Source organism: Limosilactobacillus sp. DJ3M12 (assembly GCF_947381695.1).
GTDB lineage: Bacteria > Bacillota > Bacilli > Lactobacillales > Lactobacillaceae > Limosilactobacillus > Limosilactobacillus kinnaridis.
Window position 1 is genome coordinate 18,317 of sequence record NZ_CANCWY010000018.1, and the last position, 17,518, is coordinate 35,834.

The following is a 17,518-nucleotide window of genomic DNA, read 5'->3' on the forward strand; positions in this document are numbered from 1 at the left end:
AGAATGGATAAAAAAGCGGCTGGGAGAAAACTTTTGTTTTCTCTCAGCCTCAATTACTTATTATGAATAATAGTAAGATAACGTGGAACTAGCTTCGCGTCGCCACAAGGCTCGAGTCTAAGTACGAACGATAATCAACCCGTGCCGTGCTAATCATCGTTCTAGCTTAGCCCACCGCCTTGTCGAGAAGGTTATTTCCCACTTCCTTTTTTATCAATTACCCTTCAACATGGTGACGCTTTGCGGAGATTTGATAGAAGACCAACGCAACGATTGCAAAGAAGATTGGTCCAGCAAGTGTCCAGAAAGCTGTTTGATAATCTTTTTGTAATAGTGGTTGAACAAACGTAAAGACGATTCCGATAATTAAAATCAATTCAACGAAACATACTAATACATCTGTCCAGAAACGGTTCTTAAAGACAACGAATGGCCGGTCAAGGTCCTTCTTCGCCTTAAAGAATGGGAACGCCCCGATCAAGAAAATATATGGGAAACAAGTTGAAACGTTCGCCATATCAGTCAAAATCAAATAGAACTGTTGAGCAGCATTTCCACCAAAGGCAACCAAGAAAACAATAATTGAAACAATAATTGCTTGAAGCCACATTGCATTTGCAGGCATCCCCGCCTTGTTAATTTTCGTAAGTTTCTTTGGCCATAATTCTGGATTAGAACCAAGAATGAAGGCCTTGATTGGGGAGTAAAGCAGAATAAACAACGCGCCCAAAAAGCCAAGGGTCTGTGCAAAGGCAACGATCCGCGTCATGATAAGTCCAAAAGTAAGGGCAGCACCGTGCGACCATCCAAGCGTATCCCCCATGGTAACCCCTAATTGATTAAAGACAACATAGGTAACGTTACCAAGGTTAACGCTGCTCTTAGTCAAAGTTTGTTGATAATTTACTGACCAACCGAGCATGAAAATCATTAAGACATAAGTACCAATTGTAAAGATACTTGCGATGATCAATCCACGAGGGAATGTCTTTTCCGGATTTTTCATACTATCAGTAACAGACCCTAATGATTCCATTCCACCGTAAGCAAAAATAGCATAAACAACAAATGAAATAATGGCAATTGGTGTCTGGAATTGTGGATTAGGGGAAGTAATGAAAGTTGAAGCACCATGAATTGGTTGCTTTAAGATTCCCTTATCGGCGACTAAAACAATAACGCTGACAATAACAAAGATAATGTTAACAACAATTGTAAAAATACCACCAAGTGAACCAACTTTAGCAATGGCGGTCATTCCCCGTGAACTGCACCAAGTTGTCCCAAGAATCAACAAAATCCCAAGGACCCCAATCAATTGAGTCGAGGTCAGACCAAATGCGTGCCATTGTTGGGTAGTATCCTTACCAAAAAGCAAGGCAGAAAAAGTAATCCAAATCCGTGATGCCGTTGATACCATCCATACAATCCAAGATGCTAACCATACGAAAGTACCAACAAAGGCGATTCGTTCACCAACTGAGCCGGCAAGCCAGGAATAAATGCCCCCTTTAGCATCCTTAAATGTGGAACCGTATTCTGCCATCATCAAGCCACAGGGAAAGAAGAAACAAATCCCTGCTAATGCGTACCAAATAATACTACCGTAACCCATTTGTAAGTAAGCGTTTGAAACATTCCCAAAACCAAAAATGGCGGTAATGATCATCGTCACTAGTCCAAAGGTAGTAATCATCTTTTTATTACTACTCTGTTCGTCCAAAATAATGCCTCCAAAGCTTTAGAATTCTTAAATAAAAATAAGAAATTATTTAATAATTATTAGTATAGTCGTCTTTTTAAAAAATAAAAGTCTTTTACAGGATTTCACATTACTTTTATACCATTTTTGTATTTTTACGCCAACTTAGCAATCTTTATTCGTTTATTTGTATATTTTGTTATAAGCGATGTATACTATTTTCATTACTTAATAATCGCTTTCACATTTAATCTTAATGCTATGGATAGCGTTTTCCGACGCTGCTATAATTGAGTTAAGAAAATTTATGTGATTTTCACTCTAATATATAAGATCGTGAGGTGGAGTAAATGAGTGAGAAAAAAGGTATTAATACGACGGAACTAACCCTTTTAATCGTGGGATCAACAATTGGTTCGGGAGTATTTGGAATTACCAGTGATTTAGCTACCGCGGCAGCTCCCGGACCAGCAATCATTGCCTGGATAATAGTAGGGATTGGCGTCTTGACTTTAGTTCTCTCCCTAACTAATCTTTCGCAAAAGCGGCCAGGCCTTGATTCAGGGATTTTCAGCTATGCGGCAGCTGCTTTTGGTCCGCTGGGCGAATTTATTTCTGGTTGGGCATACTGGCTTTCAGCGTGGCTCGGCAATATTGCTTTTGCGACGATTATGATGAGCGCCCTTGGAACGTTTTTCCCCAGCCTATTTGCCAATGGTCAAAACTTATTCTCAATTATTGTTGCAATTATTTTAACCTGGGTTTTGACATTCTTGGTAAATCGAGGGATCGAATCAGCGGCTTTCATCAATTCAATTGGGACAATCTGCAAGATTATTCCATTAGTCGTCTTTGTTATCTGTGTGATTCTTGGTTTTAAAGCTAAGATTTTTACTGCTGATTTCTGGGGCAATGTAACACAGAATCTCAGTTCAAAAATCGAAACTGGTTCAATCTATGACCAAGTAAAGGCCTCAATTATGGTAATGATGTGGCTATTTGTCGGCGTTGAAGGTGCCTCGGTTCTTTCTAGTCGTGCCAAAACACGGACTGATGCTGAACGGGCTTCCATCTTCGGTCTTGTAAGCCTACTCGTTATCTACATTGTGGTTTCTATTCTGCCATACGGGGTAATGACCCGCGCCCAGTTAACAGCTGGTGGTCAACCGGCGCTTGGTGCTATCATGCAACATCTGGTTGGAACATGGGGTGCCGCTCTGATCAGTATTGGATTGATCATCTCAGTATTAGTTTCGTGGCTCTCGTGGACAATGCTACCAGCTGAATCATTAATGCTAATGGCTGATGATGAAACCCTTCCAACATCATGGGGTAAGCTAAATGACAAAAAAGCGCCAACACGGGCATTAATAATCACCGGGGTTCTTCAATCAATCTTCCTCTTCTCTTTACTTTTCACTACCTATGCTTACAACTTTGCATATACGCTTTGTACGGCTGCGATTTTGATCTGTTACCTCCTTGTTGGCATTTACCAGATGATGTACAGTTGGCAACACCAAGAATGGGGACAATTTGTTATTGGACTAATCGCCACCCTCTTTGAACTGATGGCAATGGTTCTCTCTGGCTGGAAAGAAATAATGGTCGTTTCAGTCGGTTTTATTCCTGGATTCTTCTTTTACGTCCAAGCATGCAAGGAATTCCATCACTCAATCACAGTAAAGGAAAAATGGGCAATGGGGATTATCGCTGTCTTTGCGGTTATTTCTTTAGTATTAGTAATCAACGGAACAATTTCAATTAATTAAAGGAGGAAAAGATCATGGTAGAAATAGCACATTTTGGTGTCGAAGCATGGCTAAATAAGTGGGAAAAGAGCGCGACTTATGATATTTCACAAAGTACAATCGCCTCTTTGAGTATGCACGATCTCTTAAATTTAGATGGTAACAATGGCGAAGAGTTTTATGAGATGCTTGATAAGCAGCAAATGAACTACGGGTGGATTGAAGGATCACCCGAGTTCAAAGAAGAAGTTGCTAAACTATATCACCATGTTGATCCGGAAAATATCTTGCAAACAAATGGTGCCACAGGAGCAAATATTTTAGCTCTCTATGCCTTGATCAATCCCGGTGATCATGTAATTGCCGAATACCCTTCTTACCAACAACTCTACGACATTCCTAAATCATTAGGTGCAGATGTTGATTACTGGCATATTCATGAAGAAGATGACTGGTACCCACGAATCGATGACCTAAAAGCGCTGGTCAAACCTAATACTAAAATGATTTGTCTAAACAACGCAAATAATCCAACGGGAACGGTTCTTGATAAAGAGTTTCTCGAAAAAGTTGTTGAAATTGCTAAGTCAGTTGATGCTTATGTTCTTGTTGATGAAGTCTACCTGCCCCTCGATCACCCTGAAAAATTTGCGCAGATTATTGATCTTTATGATAAGGGAATCTCTACTAATTCTCTTTCAAAGACTTATTCAGTCCCCGGGATTCGGATCGGTTGGACTGCGACTAACGCTGAAGTTGCCGATGTCTTCCGTAAGTTCCGTGATTATACCATGATCTGTGGAGGAGTCTTTAACGACCAGCTCGCCACCTATGTTTTACGTCATCGTGATCAAGTTCTCGCCCGGAACCGGAAGTTAGTTCTTGGCAACCTCGCCATTTATAAGGATTGGATTGATCATGAAGACCGAGCAAGTGTCATCATGCCACAAGCAGTCTCTACTTCCTTTCCAAAGCTTGACGTGCCGGTTGATATTCATACCTTCTGTGAAAACTTGCTTCATGACGAAGGGGTTCTCCTCGTGCCCGGCGATGCTTTTGATACTCCAGGTCACGTTCGCCTCGGCTACTGCGCACCAGAGGCAACTTTAAAAGAAGGCTTAAAGCGGCTTTCAAAGTATATGCATCAATATGATTAGCGTTACAAAAAAGGATGTTAGAAACATGCAAAAGTTTTCTAACATCCTTTTTACTGCTAGCGATTAATTTTCAAACTGCTTAGCAACCTTTTCTGCGATCTCACGGTAATGGTCTAAGTACTTAGCATAATTATCATCGTACATGTAATCAGCATCTGCTTCTGGATCTTGAGACGTCAAAATCTTCGGACCATCATTCGTAATAACTAAGGTATGTTCGTATTGGCAACTCCAACCACCATCAGCAGTCTTGGCAAGCCAACCACTTGGATCACTGGTATCAGCTTCCCAAGTACCAGTGTTAATCATTGGTTCAACAGTAATGGTCATCCCGTTACGAAGACGGATTCCTTGACCGTGTTCGCCGTAATGAGGCACCATTGGATCTTCATGCATCGTTGGTTGAATACCGTGACCAACAAATTCACGGACATCCCCATAGCCATTCTCATCTTCTGTGTAGTGTTGAATCACCGCACCAATATCACCAATCCGGTTACCAGGAACACATTGGTCAATTCCCATAAACAGTGACTTCTTAGTAACGTCCATTAACTTTTGGATTTCAGGGGAAACTTCTCCTACCGCATAGCTCCAGCAAGAATCACTGAAAGCACCGTCGACACTGACAACCGTATCAACCTTTACTAAGTCGCCCTTCTTTAAGATTAACTTCTTACGAGGGAATCCGTGACAAATTTCATCATTAACACTAACACAGGTAGCGTACTTGTATCCTTCAAAGCCAATTTGTTCAGCTTTTGCTCCAGCAGCCTTGAAGTACTTCCGAGCGAATTCTTCGATCTTCCAACTTGAGATGCCTGGCTTAATAATTTTACGAAGGCCAAGGTGCATTGCCGCTAAGGCTGCCCCGGCCTTTTCCATTGCATCGATTTCTCGAGGTGATTTTAAACTAATCATTTTCGCGATCTCCTTATTTACAATTTAACATAAATAGTATACCACTTGTCTGCCCTGATATCGCAAACCGTGCTATACTATATGAACGCTATAGATTTAATGGAGGTTATAAAATGGCAAAAGCACTTGTAGTATACGCAACCATTACCGGTAATAATGAAGACGTTGCGGACATTATTACTGACGCTCTTGAAGATTTAGGAGTAGAAGTCGATGAAGTTGAAATGACAATGGCTGATCCAGCTGACTTTGAAGAAGCTGATATTTGTGTGATCTGTCCTTACACTTACGATGAGGGAGCTCTTCCAGAAGAAGGAATTGACTTTTATGAAGACTTGCAAGAAGAACAACTAGCAGGCAAAGTTTACGGAGTTGCCGGCTCTGGTGATACTTTCTATGGGGATGACTTCTGTGTCGCCGTCGATAAATTTGGGGATGCCCTTGCCAAGACAGGGGCAACTAAGGGCGCTGAAAATATTAAAATCAACCTCGCACCAGATGAAGAAGACATTCAAAAGCTCGATGCCTTCACTAAGCAATTAGTAGAAAAGGCGGCTAAACTGAATGATTAAGGATCTGTGGGTAAAATATAAGTCAATCATCGCCTACCTTTTCTGGGGCGTTGTCACAACGGTGGTTAACTTAGCAGTGTTCCAGCTTTTGAGTCCTGGACTTCACTGGAATGTTGCCCTTGCAACTGTAATTGCGTGGTTTGCATCCGTATTAGTTGCTTATTTTACCAATAAAGTCTGGGTATTTGGTTCCCATTACACTACCGTTAGTGACTTTATTGTTGAAATTTTCCGATTTTTCTTTTATCGTGGATTGACTTTATTTATCGATTTAATAATTACGTATGTAGGTATCAAAGTTTTAAAATTCGATACACCTCTCCAACAATTTATCGTTAAATTTATTGATAATGTCATTGTGGTAATTGCTAATTATATTTTCTCAAAGTGGTTAATCTTCAAAGATAACCGTGATATTGCAGATAAATAAATGATAGGATTCGGACTGTAAACTTACAGTGCGAATTTTTTATTTATTTTGAGAATCCCAACTATAATAAATATGAAGAAGGGACTGACCTAAAATGATGAAGAAATTTCCACCAATTGAAAAAATATTAGAAGCTTATACAGCAATTGCTGACAATCACGTTAAACTTGAAAACGATCAAGCACTCGTAACCTCTTCTAATGAAACGAAAACTTATACCGTTACCTTTCACGACAATACCTATACTTCAAATGACAATGCCTCTTACTGGCAAGGCTATCTTGGTTATCCTGGAATCGTGGTTCTGATGCTTCAGGGAAAGTTACCCTATGATAAGGAATTAGCTCAACAATTCGCTGGAGTTGATTGGAATAAAATCAATCAAGAATATAAGCGTAATTATGCGCAAGCTGCTGATACTGTTATGACTGCTAAAGGAATTGGTAAGAAGAAAGCAGAGACGGAACTTCATCATGTTTACGATACCCTAAAGCAATTACCAATTAACGTTAAACGTGGATCATTACGCCCACCTAAAGCAAACTAAAGGTGAATAAGAGACTACTCTTTTACATAAAAGCTCTCTTATTCACCTTTTTTATTGTTGTGATAAGTATTTTTCAACAATTTTAAGAATCTTTTCGCTTGCGTGTCCATCCCCAAATGGTACTTCCGCTAGTTCCATTTGCCGATACTTCTTCTCATCATTTAACAATTCAAAAACCGCTTGTTGAATCGTTGTCGGATCAGTACCAACAATTTTTACGCCCCCTTGGCTGACCGCTTCCTGACGTTCTGTTTCATCACGTAAAAGCAAAAGAGGGCGATGCAATGCTGGAGCTTCTTCCTGCAAACCGCCTGAATCAGTTAACAGAATCGAACTCCGGGCAGCAATATTTAAGAAATCATGGTGATTTAATGGTGCAATAAGATGAATTCGGTCATGGTCTCCTAAAATATCATTAGCCAGTGATTCTTCTTCTGGATGAGGATAAACAGGAAATATCAGGTCAAGATTGCTATTAGTTTCCACAATATCACGCATTGTATGGAAAACACGCTTCATGGGGGCACCAAGGTTATCTTTGCGCCGCATTGTCATTAATAAAATCCGATTATCTGCTGGGATGGACTGCAGTAAAGGATGCGTAAAATCTTCTTGTAAATTATGCTTCACACTATCAATTGAAGTATTTCCAGTAACATAGATTCGTTTTGCTGGATGGTGCTCTTGCAATAAATTATCGCGGGCACTTGTTGTTGGCGCAAAATAAAGGTCTGCTAGATTATCTGTAAGGCGCCGATGCATTTCATCAGGGAATGGCGAATACCGTTCATAGGTACGCAAACCAGCTTCGACATGGCCAAGTGAAATATGATGATAAAAGCTAATTAAGCTGGCAGCTAAAGTTGTAGTAGCATCACCAGCCACAATGATCATATCTGGTTGTCCGGCATTAATCACATTATTTAAGTTATGTAAAAGCTGGCTCAACAACTCAACTTCATTTGTGCTTGTTGCGTTCGATAAATCAACACTGAAATCAATTTGAAAATCCAAATATGCCAACGTGTCGTTTAATAATTGTGAATTTCCCGTTGCAACAAGAACCGGCTGCCAGGTCGCAGGATTTTGATGCATCAATCTAATGATCGGTGCCAACTTCAAAACCTCAGCCCGCGTACCAAACAAAAACATAATTTTATATGGTGGTTGCATTAACGACTCTCCCTTCAGTTTCTAATAAAAAAGACGTAATCACTAAACAAAGCAATCACGTCGACAGTGCATTATCAAATGGTCCCATCCGGATTTGAACCGGAATCGACCGCTTAGGAGGCGGATGTACTATCCAATTATACTATAGGACCAAACTAAAGAATATTATCGCATTTACGAAGGATTTCGTAAAGACGATAATTATTCTTTTTTAATTTTCGTTATTTTTACGACGATGCTTCAAACGAATTCCTTTATTTTTGCGATTCTTTTTCTTCCGCCGTTTCTTTGGCTTCGAGAATCCACTAAGGGTTTGATTCATCTTTTTATGGGTTTCACCACTTAATTGTTCTTTTTGTAGGTGACGACTAGCCTGTTTTTTGATTGAAACTACCCGTTGCCCTTCTTCTGGTTTCTGGTTGGTTAATTTATTATCACCAATATAGAGCTTAGTTAGTTCATAGTCACTATCAGCAAGCAACTTCTTAAGGTCACGAATATCATGATCATCACCTAAACTAAGTGCTAACCCTGGTTCTCCTTGTCGCCCAGTACGACCAACCCGATGAATATAAGTATTGAGCGATGTTGGCAAGTCAAAGTTAATAACAGCAGGCAATTTAGGAATATCAATGCCCCGGGCTGCCAAATCCGTTGTCAACAATAACTTGATTTGTCGCTTCCGAAACATCCGCATTGCTTTTTCACGTTGTACTTGTTTCTGTCTACCACCCAAGGTATCTACCGGAACATGTTCGTGTCGCAACCGACTTGCAGCATAGTTAAGGGTGCGGGTACTGTTGAAGAAGACAAGCGCCCGAAAATCTTTAATACTTGTCAGCCGACGTAAAGTTGCTGCTTTTTGCGCATTGGTTCGTGCACTTAAGTAACCATGTTCTACCGGTCCCTGAGAAATATCCTCATCACGAACATCAATAGTTTCAATATCGCGACCAAACATCACATTCAATTCATCCAGAACAGGAGATTTTGTAGCAGAAAAGAATGCTAGTTGAGTAGATAACGGGGTCGCACGCTCAATATCTTCTACGACAGCTAAAGTATCGTCTTGAAGCATGTCATCAGCTTCATCAATAACCATTGTCATTAAATGGCCGAGTTTTAAGTGATGGTTATCAAGCATATGGAGTACCCGTCCAGGTGTCCCTACTACGACATCAGGGTGTTGGTGTAAATTCATAACTTGTCGCCGTAAATTTGCCCCCCCTGTCAGGGATTGAACGCTAACGCCAATTAAAGTTGCCCATTCACGGATTACCTTGGTTGTTTGAATTGCCAATTCTTGTGAAGGTGCGAGAACCAATAATTGAGTTCCCTCGCCTGGCATAATCTTAGGCAAGAGTGGCAACGTAAAGGCTAGGGTCTTACCAGAGCCAGTCGGTGCTATTCCAAGGACAGATTGGTCAGTTTTTAATGCCGGCGCAACTGCTTTTTGGATTGCTGTTGGTTGCTTGTATTTTTCATCAAAGTGTTTTTGAAATTGTTCGATCAAATTAAATCATCCTATTCTTGATCGTTATCAGATGGGAAAACTAGTTGAGCAGATTGACGAAGGGAGTACATAACTGAGTTGACCGTCTTAGATAATTCTAACCAATGCTTGTACTTCTTCATTTCTTCTTCATCATCAGGATTGTTAAAGAGGTCTGCAAAATCATTCATTTCATCAGTCATTGAGTTTTCTTCAACGGGCGCTTCGATTGGGTGCGCATTTTGGTCAGCATCATAATAAGTAACCTTTCGCGTATCAAAAATACTATCAAAGACTAAAGTATCTTTCAAGCCGTAAACTTCAGAATAAAGGTGGGAGTTAGCTGTCTTACCAAAGTTGAGAGTGACAGTAAATTTGTCATAGTTAAGAATTGCAACCCCTTTACCATCAACCCCAGTTTTAGTCAGAGTTGGGAAATAAACTACAGATTCTGGTTCACCGTAAATAGTAACGGCCCCATATACAGCATATACACCGAGGTCCATTAAAGCTCCCCCAGCATACTTAAGGGTAAAAATATTTGGATATGGTTCACTGCCATTAAGAACTTTATCAAAACGTGATGAGTATTTCATTACAGTGATGGTTGCTCCTTGAATATAATGTTCCTTCATCTCATCAACTTTCTTCAAGGCAGCTTGATAAATCTTGGTATGGATATGACGAGCTGCTTCAACCAAACGTGCCTTAGGATGGGCTGCCAATAATGATTCAATCGCACTGTATTCACTTGGATTTACGAAGGCTGGCTTTTCAACAATAATAAATTTATCGTTTTCAATTGCTTTCCGTGCTTGTTGGTAGTGCAAACTATTTGGTGAAGCAATATAAACGACATCAAAATCGCCCTCTTCAAAGAACTTATCAATGTCATCGTAAAATTCAGTTGCTCCATATGGCTTGCCAAACTTCTCAGCATGTTCTAATGTCCGAGAATAGACAGCTGTCAATTCATATTTTCCTGTTTTCTTGGCTGCATCTAACATCTGATCAGTAATAATATTTGTTCCAATAACACCAAGTTTTAACATAAAATCAACTCTTCCTTTTCAAATATTTCTTTGCTTACATCTAATTTTAACAATTATTGCGCGTTTTTAACAGAAATGAAATCTTCTGATAATAGAAATGTGTGTATAATTAGTTATGTTATAGAATGACTTATCACTTAATTGAGGAGACTGATAAAATATGAGAAAAAAAGGAATGTTACTTTTCGGCGCGGGACTAATGGCTGGACTCACCAGTACTTTAGGGTTCAGTCGCGCAAAGAAAAGCAATAATACGATTTCGTTACCTATCTTTTATGCGGGCACATGGCAATATTATGATAAAGAACGAGATCGCTCTCATAAAATAACTATCTCTCCTGAATTAAAGCTCGGCATCGATAACCAAATCATTCCGGCAACGGTTCAGCAAATCAAACCTGATAAGTTAGTTTTCCTTGATCGGTTTGGCTATCACATTACTATTCGGGCAAATGAACAACGGCCAGTTTCATTAACCGATGAAGCTGATGACCAAGTTTATACTATTCAACCATTAAAATAATGTTTGCGAGGCTGAGAAAAAACTTTTGTTTTTTCAACGGCCTCATTTTTTTATACGAATGTTGTTACGATATCGTGGAAATTAACTACAAGGCTCGAGGCTAAGTCCGAACGATAATCAGCCCGTGCCGTGCTAATCACCGTTCTATTCTTAGCCCACCGCCTTGTCGAGAAAGTTAATTCCCACTCACGTTTTTTAAATTATTTTCGAGCATACTGACGATGTGCTGGTGCCTTATAGTTTTGCATAAATGCCAAAATCTGATCAAACTGGTCACTAAAACAGATACTATTCAAATAAGGATCTTCTACAAAGCCCGCCTTATTCATTTGCTTAAATAGATCGTTTAACGAATCATAAAAGCCATTAAAGTTGTAAAAAGCAACGGGCTTATGATTATCCCCAACTGTTGTCCATGAAGCGGCTTCGGTAATTTCCTCTAATGTCCCAAAGCCGCCGGGAAAAGCTAATAGACCATCCGCAAGATCCATCATCGTTTGCTTGCGAATATCCATATTAGGGACAATTCTTACATCTTTTAATTCGTTATAAATGGCTCCACGATCAGCCAGCTCAGTAGTTATTACCCCGTGAACAACGCCGCCATTTTTTAAGACTGTCCGAGCAAGGGTTCCCATCAAGCCAAACGCACCGGCACCATAAACCAATTCAATATCGTGTTGGACCAACCATTCACCAAATCGGTGTGCTTCATGATTAAATGCCGGATCATTACCATCACGTGCACCACAATAGACTGCAATTCGTTTAATCATACAACCACTCCCCTTTAATATTTTTTAGAGAATCTAATTGATGCTTAATTGTTGCTGCCGCACTCTTAATCTCTTCTTCTTCCAATGGATAAAGTTTTAAGAGCAGAAGGTTGCCAATTCCTTGACGACCAATTAACGCTGGAAAACTGATGTAAGTGGAATATTGCGGCTGATAAATTGCAACTGGCAACGCTAATTGTTCATCCGCGAAAATCGCCGTAATAATTCGGAGAGTCCAGGCAGTAACAGCACTAACATTATACCCTAACCCATCAAGAGTGTACCAATTACTAAGGTTCGCCTGAATTTTAAGCTGACTTTGATCTAAGTGGTGGCCATTGATTGCCGCGGTTAAGGGCTGGCCATTTACGCGAACAGTTGACCAAGCGAATACTTGATGGCCATCATGCTGACCATAGACAAAGCCAGTTACATTAGCAGCAGCGACCTTTGCGGTTTCTGCAATTGCCCGATAAAGGCGAGCGGTTTCAACAACTGTGCCAATCCCAATTACTTGTTTTTGCGGTAAGCCAACTTTTTGCTGGAGAACAGCAGTAATTGACTCATTAGGATTAGTAAGGTTAATTAGGATCCCACTAAAATCACTCTTAAAAATCTTATTACCAACTTGTAAGGCCTGCTGATAACTGGTCTCAAGCTCAGCCATTGGTTGTTGCTTCATCAAAGCACTCTTTCCAAAGGCTGTAATAAGAACATCCGCATCGGCTAAGGCAGCATAATCTTGAATAATTATTTTTGTATGAGTCGCCAAGACCGTCTGCGCATCATTTAAATCGGCCTGAATTGCAATTGCTAGTTGATCTTTGTCATCAATCAAAACTAATTCGTCAACTTTTCCGTTCATTACCAACTGGTTGGCTAACATTTCACCCACATGACCGAGACCAATAATTCCAATCTTTCTCATTTTTAGCTCTTCTTTCTATTTCCCGGGAAATAACGAAAGTGAAGATAAGGTTATTACCCTACTTTAAAAAGATAGAGACTAGGAAATAATCTCCTCAGTCTCTTTTATTTTTCCTGAAAATCCTGAACTTCTGGGAAATCACTAAGAATTACATCACGGGCACCCTTTGAGAAATCAAAAGTTGCTTGAGCATTATAACTTTCTTGATGATCTCCTACATGTAATACTACTTGCGTTGGTTGCAAGTCTATTTGGACACCTAACTCAATGGCAGCTTTAACCAATTGTTGAACATCGTCTGAGTAAACATCGCTGACTGCTTGCAGCGGATGTTGGAAATTAATATTTTTCGTGTAACGATCATTGGCAATTTTTAACCCAAATGATAATAAATTACCATTTTCAAGTTGATCTGCTAACTGACCACTAAGGGTTAGCGAAGGATCATCCACTCGTCGTTGTACGAACTTCAAAGCAAGCTGGTATTCTCGCGGAGCATTAAACTCAACAATAAAGTTTTGCAACTCTGCGATTAACTGCATTGCTTCTTCATGCATCCACGGTAATTGTTCCTTTGGTTTTTGTAAGGCCACTTCATTATTCCGCTTTTTTGCTTCCGCTAATCGTTCCTCCAAATTATCAGGTAATGGTGAAAGAATACTATTTAAAAGCATTAATTCAAGGAAGTTAATCGTATCATCACTAATTCCTGTTCGCGACAACGGGTCAAGGTCAAAATTACGAAATTCAAGATAATCAATTCCCTTATGTAAGGCCCCATCAATATCATGCATATCATGGTTATGCCGCCGTAATCGTACTGGGCCAAAGAATTCCTTCATACTATAGTAAGTGCCATTATCCATAAAGTGCTTTAGTTCTGCAAAATGCTGGTCGTATGAAGTATAGGTAACTTGCTCATTGGTAAAGTTATCATCCCCATAATCACTACAACGCAAACTCCGAACTGGCAACTCCAAATCCTCTGGAATACTATGTGGCATATCTTCAGAAACCGGACTTGCTCCATATAAGTACGTAAATAACCATTGATAAAGGTAGAATTTTTGCGCTAATTTAAAGTAAAGATGATTTTGAAAATCAATGCGGTTTGGATACCGGTCCGCATAAAAACGATGATAAATCTCGTTGATTAATTCACCATCCAAACTAAAATTAACATGGACATCCCCTAAAATTTCTTGAACAATACCATATTTCTTCCCTAGATAATCATGAGTCCCTTGGTCCCATTTCTTAGTAAATGCAGTTTGTAAATACTCAAGGTCATGCTGATAAGTCGGTCCTGGCGCCATACTTAACGGCCATAATCGTTCATCACTCCGTAAATGTGAGATAACAATCTGCTCTAACATTTTTAATTGCCGGACTGCATTCTTAGCCCCAACAACTGGACCCGTTTCAAAGTCCATCATGTCATCCGTATAGCCTGAGTTCAAATAAATATTATATTGCCGTGAACGCAGATTTTCAGGATATGGATAACGACTTGCCCGCCCATTGGTCAAAATTCGGTGCTTCTTTGCCTCTAAACCAAACTGTGAAGAAAAAAGTTTGGCATTTAATGACGGTTCTTTTAAAGCTGCTTTAAGTTGATCATAATCGGTTCCCATCCAAGAATCCCTCCAATCAATCATTTTAATTTTATTCAAATTCAACCATAACACTTTTGAAATATAATAGACAATAATAACTTAATTATTTTACTGGATAATCACTTCAAAATAGATTAACGCTTTCTGTCCTTAATTATATCAATCTCCGCCACCAAGGAACACAAAATTGCTGATATGCTTTATTCTTAGCAAAGAAATGATTAATTCCGCTATTTTTACACTGATGTTCCCTTAATGAATTGACATAATCAGCATAAATCTTTATTCGTTGCGAATCCGGAACACCCCGCCATGCTATAACATCCTGCATATTTCTTACTAAGTCAGCATAATTACCGCCATCATCATAATCAATAGGTGCCTGCCAATATTTTTTAGCGACCCTTCGAAGCTGACTATCGGTCGGTTGAGTAATATCAAGACGTTGATGAGTGTGACGATATTTACCAGTTACATAATACTCTCCATAGGGAATTCCATAGTTAAAAGATTCTGTATCAGCGATTTGCCGTAATTGATTGGTCGAATAATGCGTGGGGTCTGAATCAACTCTTCCTTGGTTATCAAAGCGATAAATATTCCATTGACTAACAAACTTTCCTGTTTCGATATCAACAATAAATTCAATCATTCGGGCTGGATTAGCATACCGACGATACGAATTACGAACTAATTGAACCTTCATATTAGAGGGGTAAGCAAATTTATGATGATAACGATTATGGTAATTAGCACCAGTTTTAAAGTCTAATTTAAAGTGATTATCGTGGGCATAGGAAAGCAATCGTTGAAAATCTGTCGCTTCTGGTGAAAGAGAGGGACGCTGATATTGGCGAATAAAAGTGATGTTTTGCCGATCAAGATAACTGCGAAATAAATGAATTTTGCGTCCTAACAAATCTGCTTTTAGCCCTTTCTTCCCTGAATAAGCCGTCACAACTAGATCACGAAAATAAGGATAGAAAAAAACTGGTAGGGGCTAACTGAGGTGAAAATTGATATACAGTTGGTGAAAATTGAAGAAATCCATAGTTATCAATATAAGCTTGTAAATGGTGATTAATAATTAAATCAAGCTGTTCATGAGCGTTAAGACCGCTTTGTTTCAAGGTTCTTATATAATTAACGGAACCAATTTGATTTGCTTTTATCATGTTATTTGTCATAAATATCATTTAACGGTTCATGAACCATCGTAACATGCTCGCGCTCGGCCTCCATAAAATGGTCACCCACAGATTCAAAACCATATTTTTTGTAAAAGTCCTCAACATAGGCTTGGGCATGAATAGTTATCTTAAAGTTGGGGAAATTCACTTTGATTCCACTTAATAAATGTTCAATAATCTTTCCACCTAAACCAATCCCGCGTGCTTGTGGAGCCACAACTACGCGACCAAAAGTTACAACATCATTCTGAATAAAATAACGTGCATAAGCAACTACTTCACCATTAGTAGTCGCAAAAACATGGTGCGCAAGTGGGTCACTATCATCCGGATCAGGATAGGAACTCTGTTGTTCTCCATTAAAAACTTGTGCTCGTAACTTAAGAATGGCAAAAAGTTCATTAACTGTTAGTTCAGTAAATTGTTTATCAAACCATTGCATAATTTATCCCTCCTATAATTTTATATATTATACAAAAAACTAGTAAGTTAGCATAATTTTCCCGCAAAGCAATTTTATTATTAAATTTATGGAATATAATAAAGGTAAGGATTTATTTATTAAGGGAGCGTTCAATAATGGATAATTTTTCACCTAATCGTCGAAACGTTGTTGATATTACCGACTTAAATAAGTTTTTAACAAAAATGTATGGTTTAATGACCCTGGCAGTATTGCTTTCTGCCTTAACCGCTTGGCTCGTAATGACTGTTTTCGCTCAGCAATTTACTGCTTTTATGGTCAATAACCGCTGGGGAATGTGGTTAATTATCCTCTTGCCAATTATCCTAACGTTTGGGATTAATTTTAATGCTACTCGTAGTCCTGGTCTTTGTCTGTTCCTATTAATTTTAACAGCGATCGTCTACGGAATTACCTTTGCTTTTATCGCAGGCGCTTATGCTGGTACTGATATTGCAACAGCCTTCGTTTCCTCAGCGGGTGTATTCTTAACAATGGCGATTATTGGTACTTTTTCTCACCGTGATTTTACGCGACTTGGTTCTTATGCCAGTGCAGCCTTAATTGGCATGATTATCGCCATGCTGGTTAACTTTTTTGTGCAAAGTCCAATAATTAATTATCTGCTTTCAATCGTTGCAGTAATCATTTTTACGGCATTAACAGCTTGGGATGCGCAACGAATGAAAAATATCTATACCGAGTGTAATGGTCAAGTATCATCCAATGGGCTAGCTGTCCTTGGTGCATTACAGCTTTACCTTGATTTTATTAATCTCTTTATTAGTTTCTTAGACATTTTTGGATCAAGTAATGAAAGATAAAAACATTAAATAACAAAAATGGTTAGCGAAAAAATGCTAGTTTTTTCCTGACCGTTTTTTCTTAGTATATTTTTTCCGCACTAATGCCTCTTTAATACACGGATAGTGACGAATAAGAATTAATGTGTATGTACCAGTTGTAACCGTAAGTAATAGCCAAATTACCCACCCATTATCTGGCAAAAATTTAAAACGTTCTCGTAAAACTTCATCTAATAATTCAAATAATAGCCCTTTAAAAGTCATCTTTAACCCTAAAAGGTGATCCGTTGCAATTTCAACCATAAATACGAGGGCAAATCCATTTGAACTACTCCCACTTAGCTAAACCTACGGTTTAATGCTTGAAGTGGGAGATTCTGGAAACATCGCATACTTACCCTACCGATTCTGAACGAACC

At 39.1% G+C, this 17,518-nt stretch carries 17 protein-coding genes, 1 tRNA gene and 1 pseudogene; 7 read left to right on the top strand and 12 right to left on the bottom strand.

Annotated features, from left to right (window positions below):
• Window positions 1-217: 217 nt before the first annotated feature.
• A complete protein-coding gene (gene yjeM, locus QOS06_RS08585; protein ID WP_078009370.1) occupies window positions 218-1,723 on the bottom strand; it encodes a glutamate/gamma-aminobutyrate family transporter YjeM in 1,506 nt (501 codons plus the stop codon).
• Between the two features lie 329 nt (window positions 1,724-2,052).
• Between yjeM and QOS06_RS08590 the strand changes: the two genes are divergently transcribed.
• Entirely contained in the window at window positions 2,053-3,474 is a 1,422-nt protein-coding gene (locus QOS06_RS08590; protein ID WP_139561380.1) for a basic amino acid/polyamine antiporter, read from the top strand.
• Between the two features lie 14 nt (window positions 3,475-3,488).
• A complete protein-coding gene (locus QOS06_RS08595; RefSeq protein WP_139561381.1) occupies window positions 3,489-4,610 on the top strand; it encodes an aminotransferase in 1,122 nt (373 codons plus the stop codon).
• 63 nt (window positions 4,611-4,673) lie between these two features.
• On the opposite strand, the gene map is transcribed toward QOS06_RS08595, so the two are convergent.
• Window positions 4,674-5,531, bottom strand: a complete 858-nt coding sequence (gene map / locus QOS06_RS08600) for a type I methionyl aminopeptidase (protein ID WP_003664420.1) — start codon at window positions 5,529-5,531, stop codon at window positions 4,674-4,676.
• Between the two features lie 113 nt (window positions 5,532-5,644).
• On the opposite strand from map, the gene QOS06_RS08605 reads away from it, so the two are divergent.
• The 3 genes from QOS06_RS08605 (at window position 5,645) to QOS06_RS08615 (ending at window position 7,080) form a co-directional block, all read left to right on the top strand.
• A complete protein-coding gene (locus QOS06_RS08605; protein WP_191338671.1) occupies window positions 5,645-6,103 on the top strand; it encodes a flavodoxin in 459 nt (152 codons plus the stop codon).
• Window positions 6,096-6,533, top strand: a complete 438-nt coding sequence (locus tag QOS06_RS08610; protein WP_003674779.1) for a GtrA family protein — start codon at window positions 6,096-6,098, stop codon at window positions 6,531-6,533. The genes QOS06_RS08605 and QOS06_RS08610 overlap by 8 nt, the downstream gene beginning before the upstream one ends.
• 94 nt (window positions 6,534-6,627) lie before the next feature.
• Window positions 6,628-7,080, top strand: a complete 453-nt coding sequence (locus QOS06_RS08615; protein WP_191338670.1) for a UCP014422 family protein — start codon at window positions 6,628-6,630, stop codon at window positions 7,078-7,080.
• A gap of 51 nt (window positions 7,081-7,131) precedes the next feature.
• Here QOS06_RS08615 and wecB read toward each other — a convergent pair whose 3' ends face one another.
• From wecB to QOS06_RS08635, 4 genes are all read right to left on the bottom strand, one after another.
• Window positions 7,132-8,253 (bottom strand): non-hydrolyzing UDP-N-acetylglucosamine 2-epimerase, encoded by a 1,122-nt coding sequence (wecB, locus tag QOS06_RS08620; RefSeq protein WP_191338669.1) that lies wholly within the window; start codon window positions 8,251-8,253, stop codon window positions 7,132-7,134.
• A 79-nt stretch (window positions 8,254-8,332) separates the two neighbouring features.
• A tRNA-Arg gene (locus tag QOS06_RS08625) sits at window positions 8,333-8,405 on the bottom strand.
• A gap of 59 nt (window positions 8,406-8,464) precedes the next feature.
• Window positions 8,465-9,766: a DEAD/DEAH box helicase gene (locus QOS06_RS08630; protein ID WP_191338668.1), complete on the bottom strand. Its 1,302-nt coding sequence runs from the start codon at window positions 9,764-9,766 to the stop codon at window positions 8,465-8,467.
• Between the two features lie 11 nt (window positions 9,767-9,777).
• On the bottom strand, window positions 9,778-10,797 hold the full coding sequence (locus QOS06_RS08635; RefSeq protein WP_003670658.1) for a Gfo/Idh/MocA family protein: 1,020 nt from the start codon (window positions 10,795-10,797) through the stop codon (window positions 9,778-9,780).
• A 160-nt stretch (window positions 10,798-10,957) separates the two neighbouring features.
• Between QOS06_RS08635 and QOS06_RS08640 the strand changes: the two genes are divergently transcribed.
• Window positions 10,958-11,320, top strand: a complete 363-nt coding sequence (locus QOS06_RS08640; protein WP_003670659.1) for a DUF4828 domain-containing protein — start codon at window positions 10,958-10,960, stop codon at window positions 11,318-11,320.
• Window positions 11,321-11,520: 200 nt separating this feature from the next.
• Here the strand turns inward: QOS06_RS08640 and QOS06_RS08645 are convergent, their stop codons facing one another.
• The 5 genes and pseudogenes from QOS06_RS08645 to QOS06_RS08665 form a co-directional block, all read right to left on the bottom strand.
• Complete coding sequence (locus QOS06_RS08645; protein WP_191338667.1) at window positions 11,521-12,096, bottom strand: LOG family protein; 576 nt, start codon at window positions 12,094-12,096, stop codon at window positions 11,521-11,523.
• Window positions 12,089-13,024: a lactate/malate family dehydrogenase gene (locus QOS06_RS08650; RefSeq protein WP_191338666.1), complete on the bottom strand. Its 936-nt coding sequence runs from the start codon at window positions 13,022-13,024 to the stop codon at window positions 12,089-12,091. The genes QOS06_RS08645 and QOS06_RS08650 overlap by 8 nt, the downstream gene beginning before the upstream one ends.
• A gap of 104 nt (window positions 13,025-13,128) precedes the next feature.
• A complete protein-coding gene (locus tag QOS06_RS08655) occupies window positions 13,129-14,658 on the bottom strand; it encodes a glutamate--cysteine ligase (RefSeq protein WP_191338665.1) in 1,530 nt (509 codons plus the stop codon).
• 136 nt (window positions 14,659-14,794) lie between these two features.
• Window positions 14,795-15,827, bottom strand: a pseudogene (locus QOS06_RS08660) (DUF3114 domain-containing protein).
• Window positions 15,817-16,272, bottom strand: coding sequence for a GNAT family N-acetyltransferase (locus QOS06_RS08665; RefSeq protein WP_003670666.1), 456 nt, complete (start codon window positions 16,270-16,272; stop codon window positions 15,817-15,819). The pseudogene QOS06_RS08660 and the gene QOS06_RS08665 overlap by 11 nt, the downstream one beginning before the upstream one ends.
• A gap of 137 nt (window positions 16,273-16,409) precedes the next feature.
• Between QOS06_RS08665 and QOS06_RS08670 the strand changes: the two genes are divergently transcribed.
• Window positions 16,410-17,117 carry a Bax inhibitor-1/YccA family protein gene (locus tag QOS06_RS08670; protein ID WP_078009381.1) on the top strand — a complete coding sequence of 236 codons (708 nt, stop codon included), beginning with the start codon at window positions 16,410-16,412 and terminating at the stop codon, window positions 17,115-17,117.
• Window positions 17,118-17,153: 36 nt separating this feature from the next.
• On the opposite strand, the gene QOS06_RS08675 is transcribed toward QOS06_RS08670, so the two are convergent.
• Entirely contained in the window at window positions 17,154-17,402 is a 249-nt protein-coding gene (locus QOS06_RS08675; protein WP_225432490.1) for a hypothetical protein, read from the bottom strand.
• Window positions 17,403-17,518 lie beyond the last annotated feature (116 nt).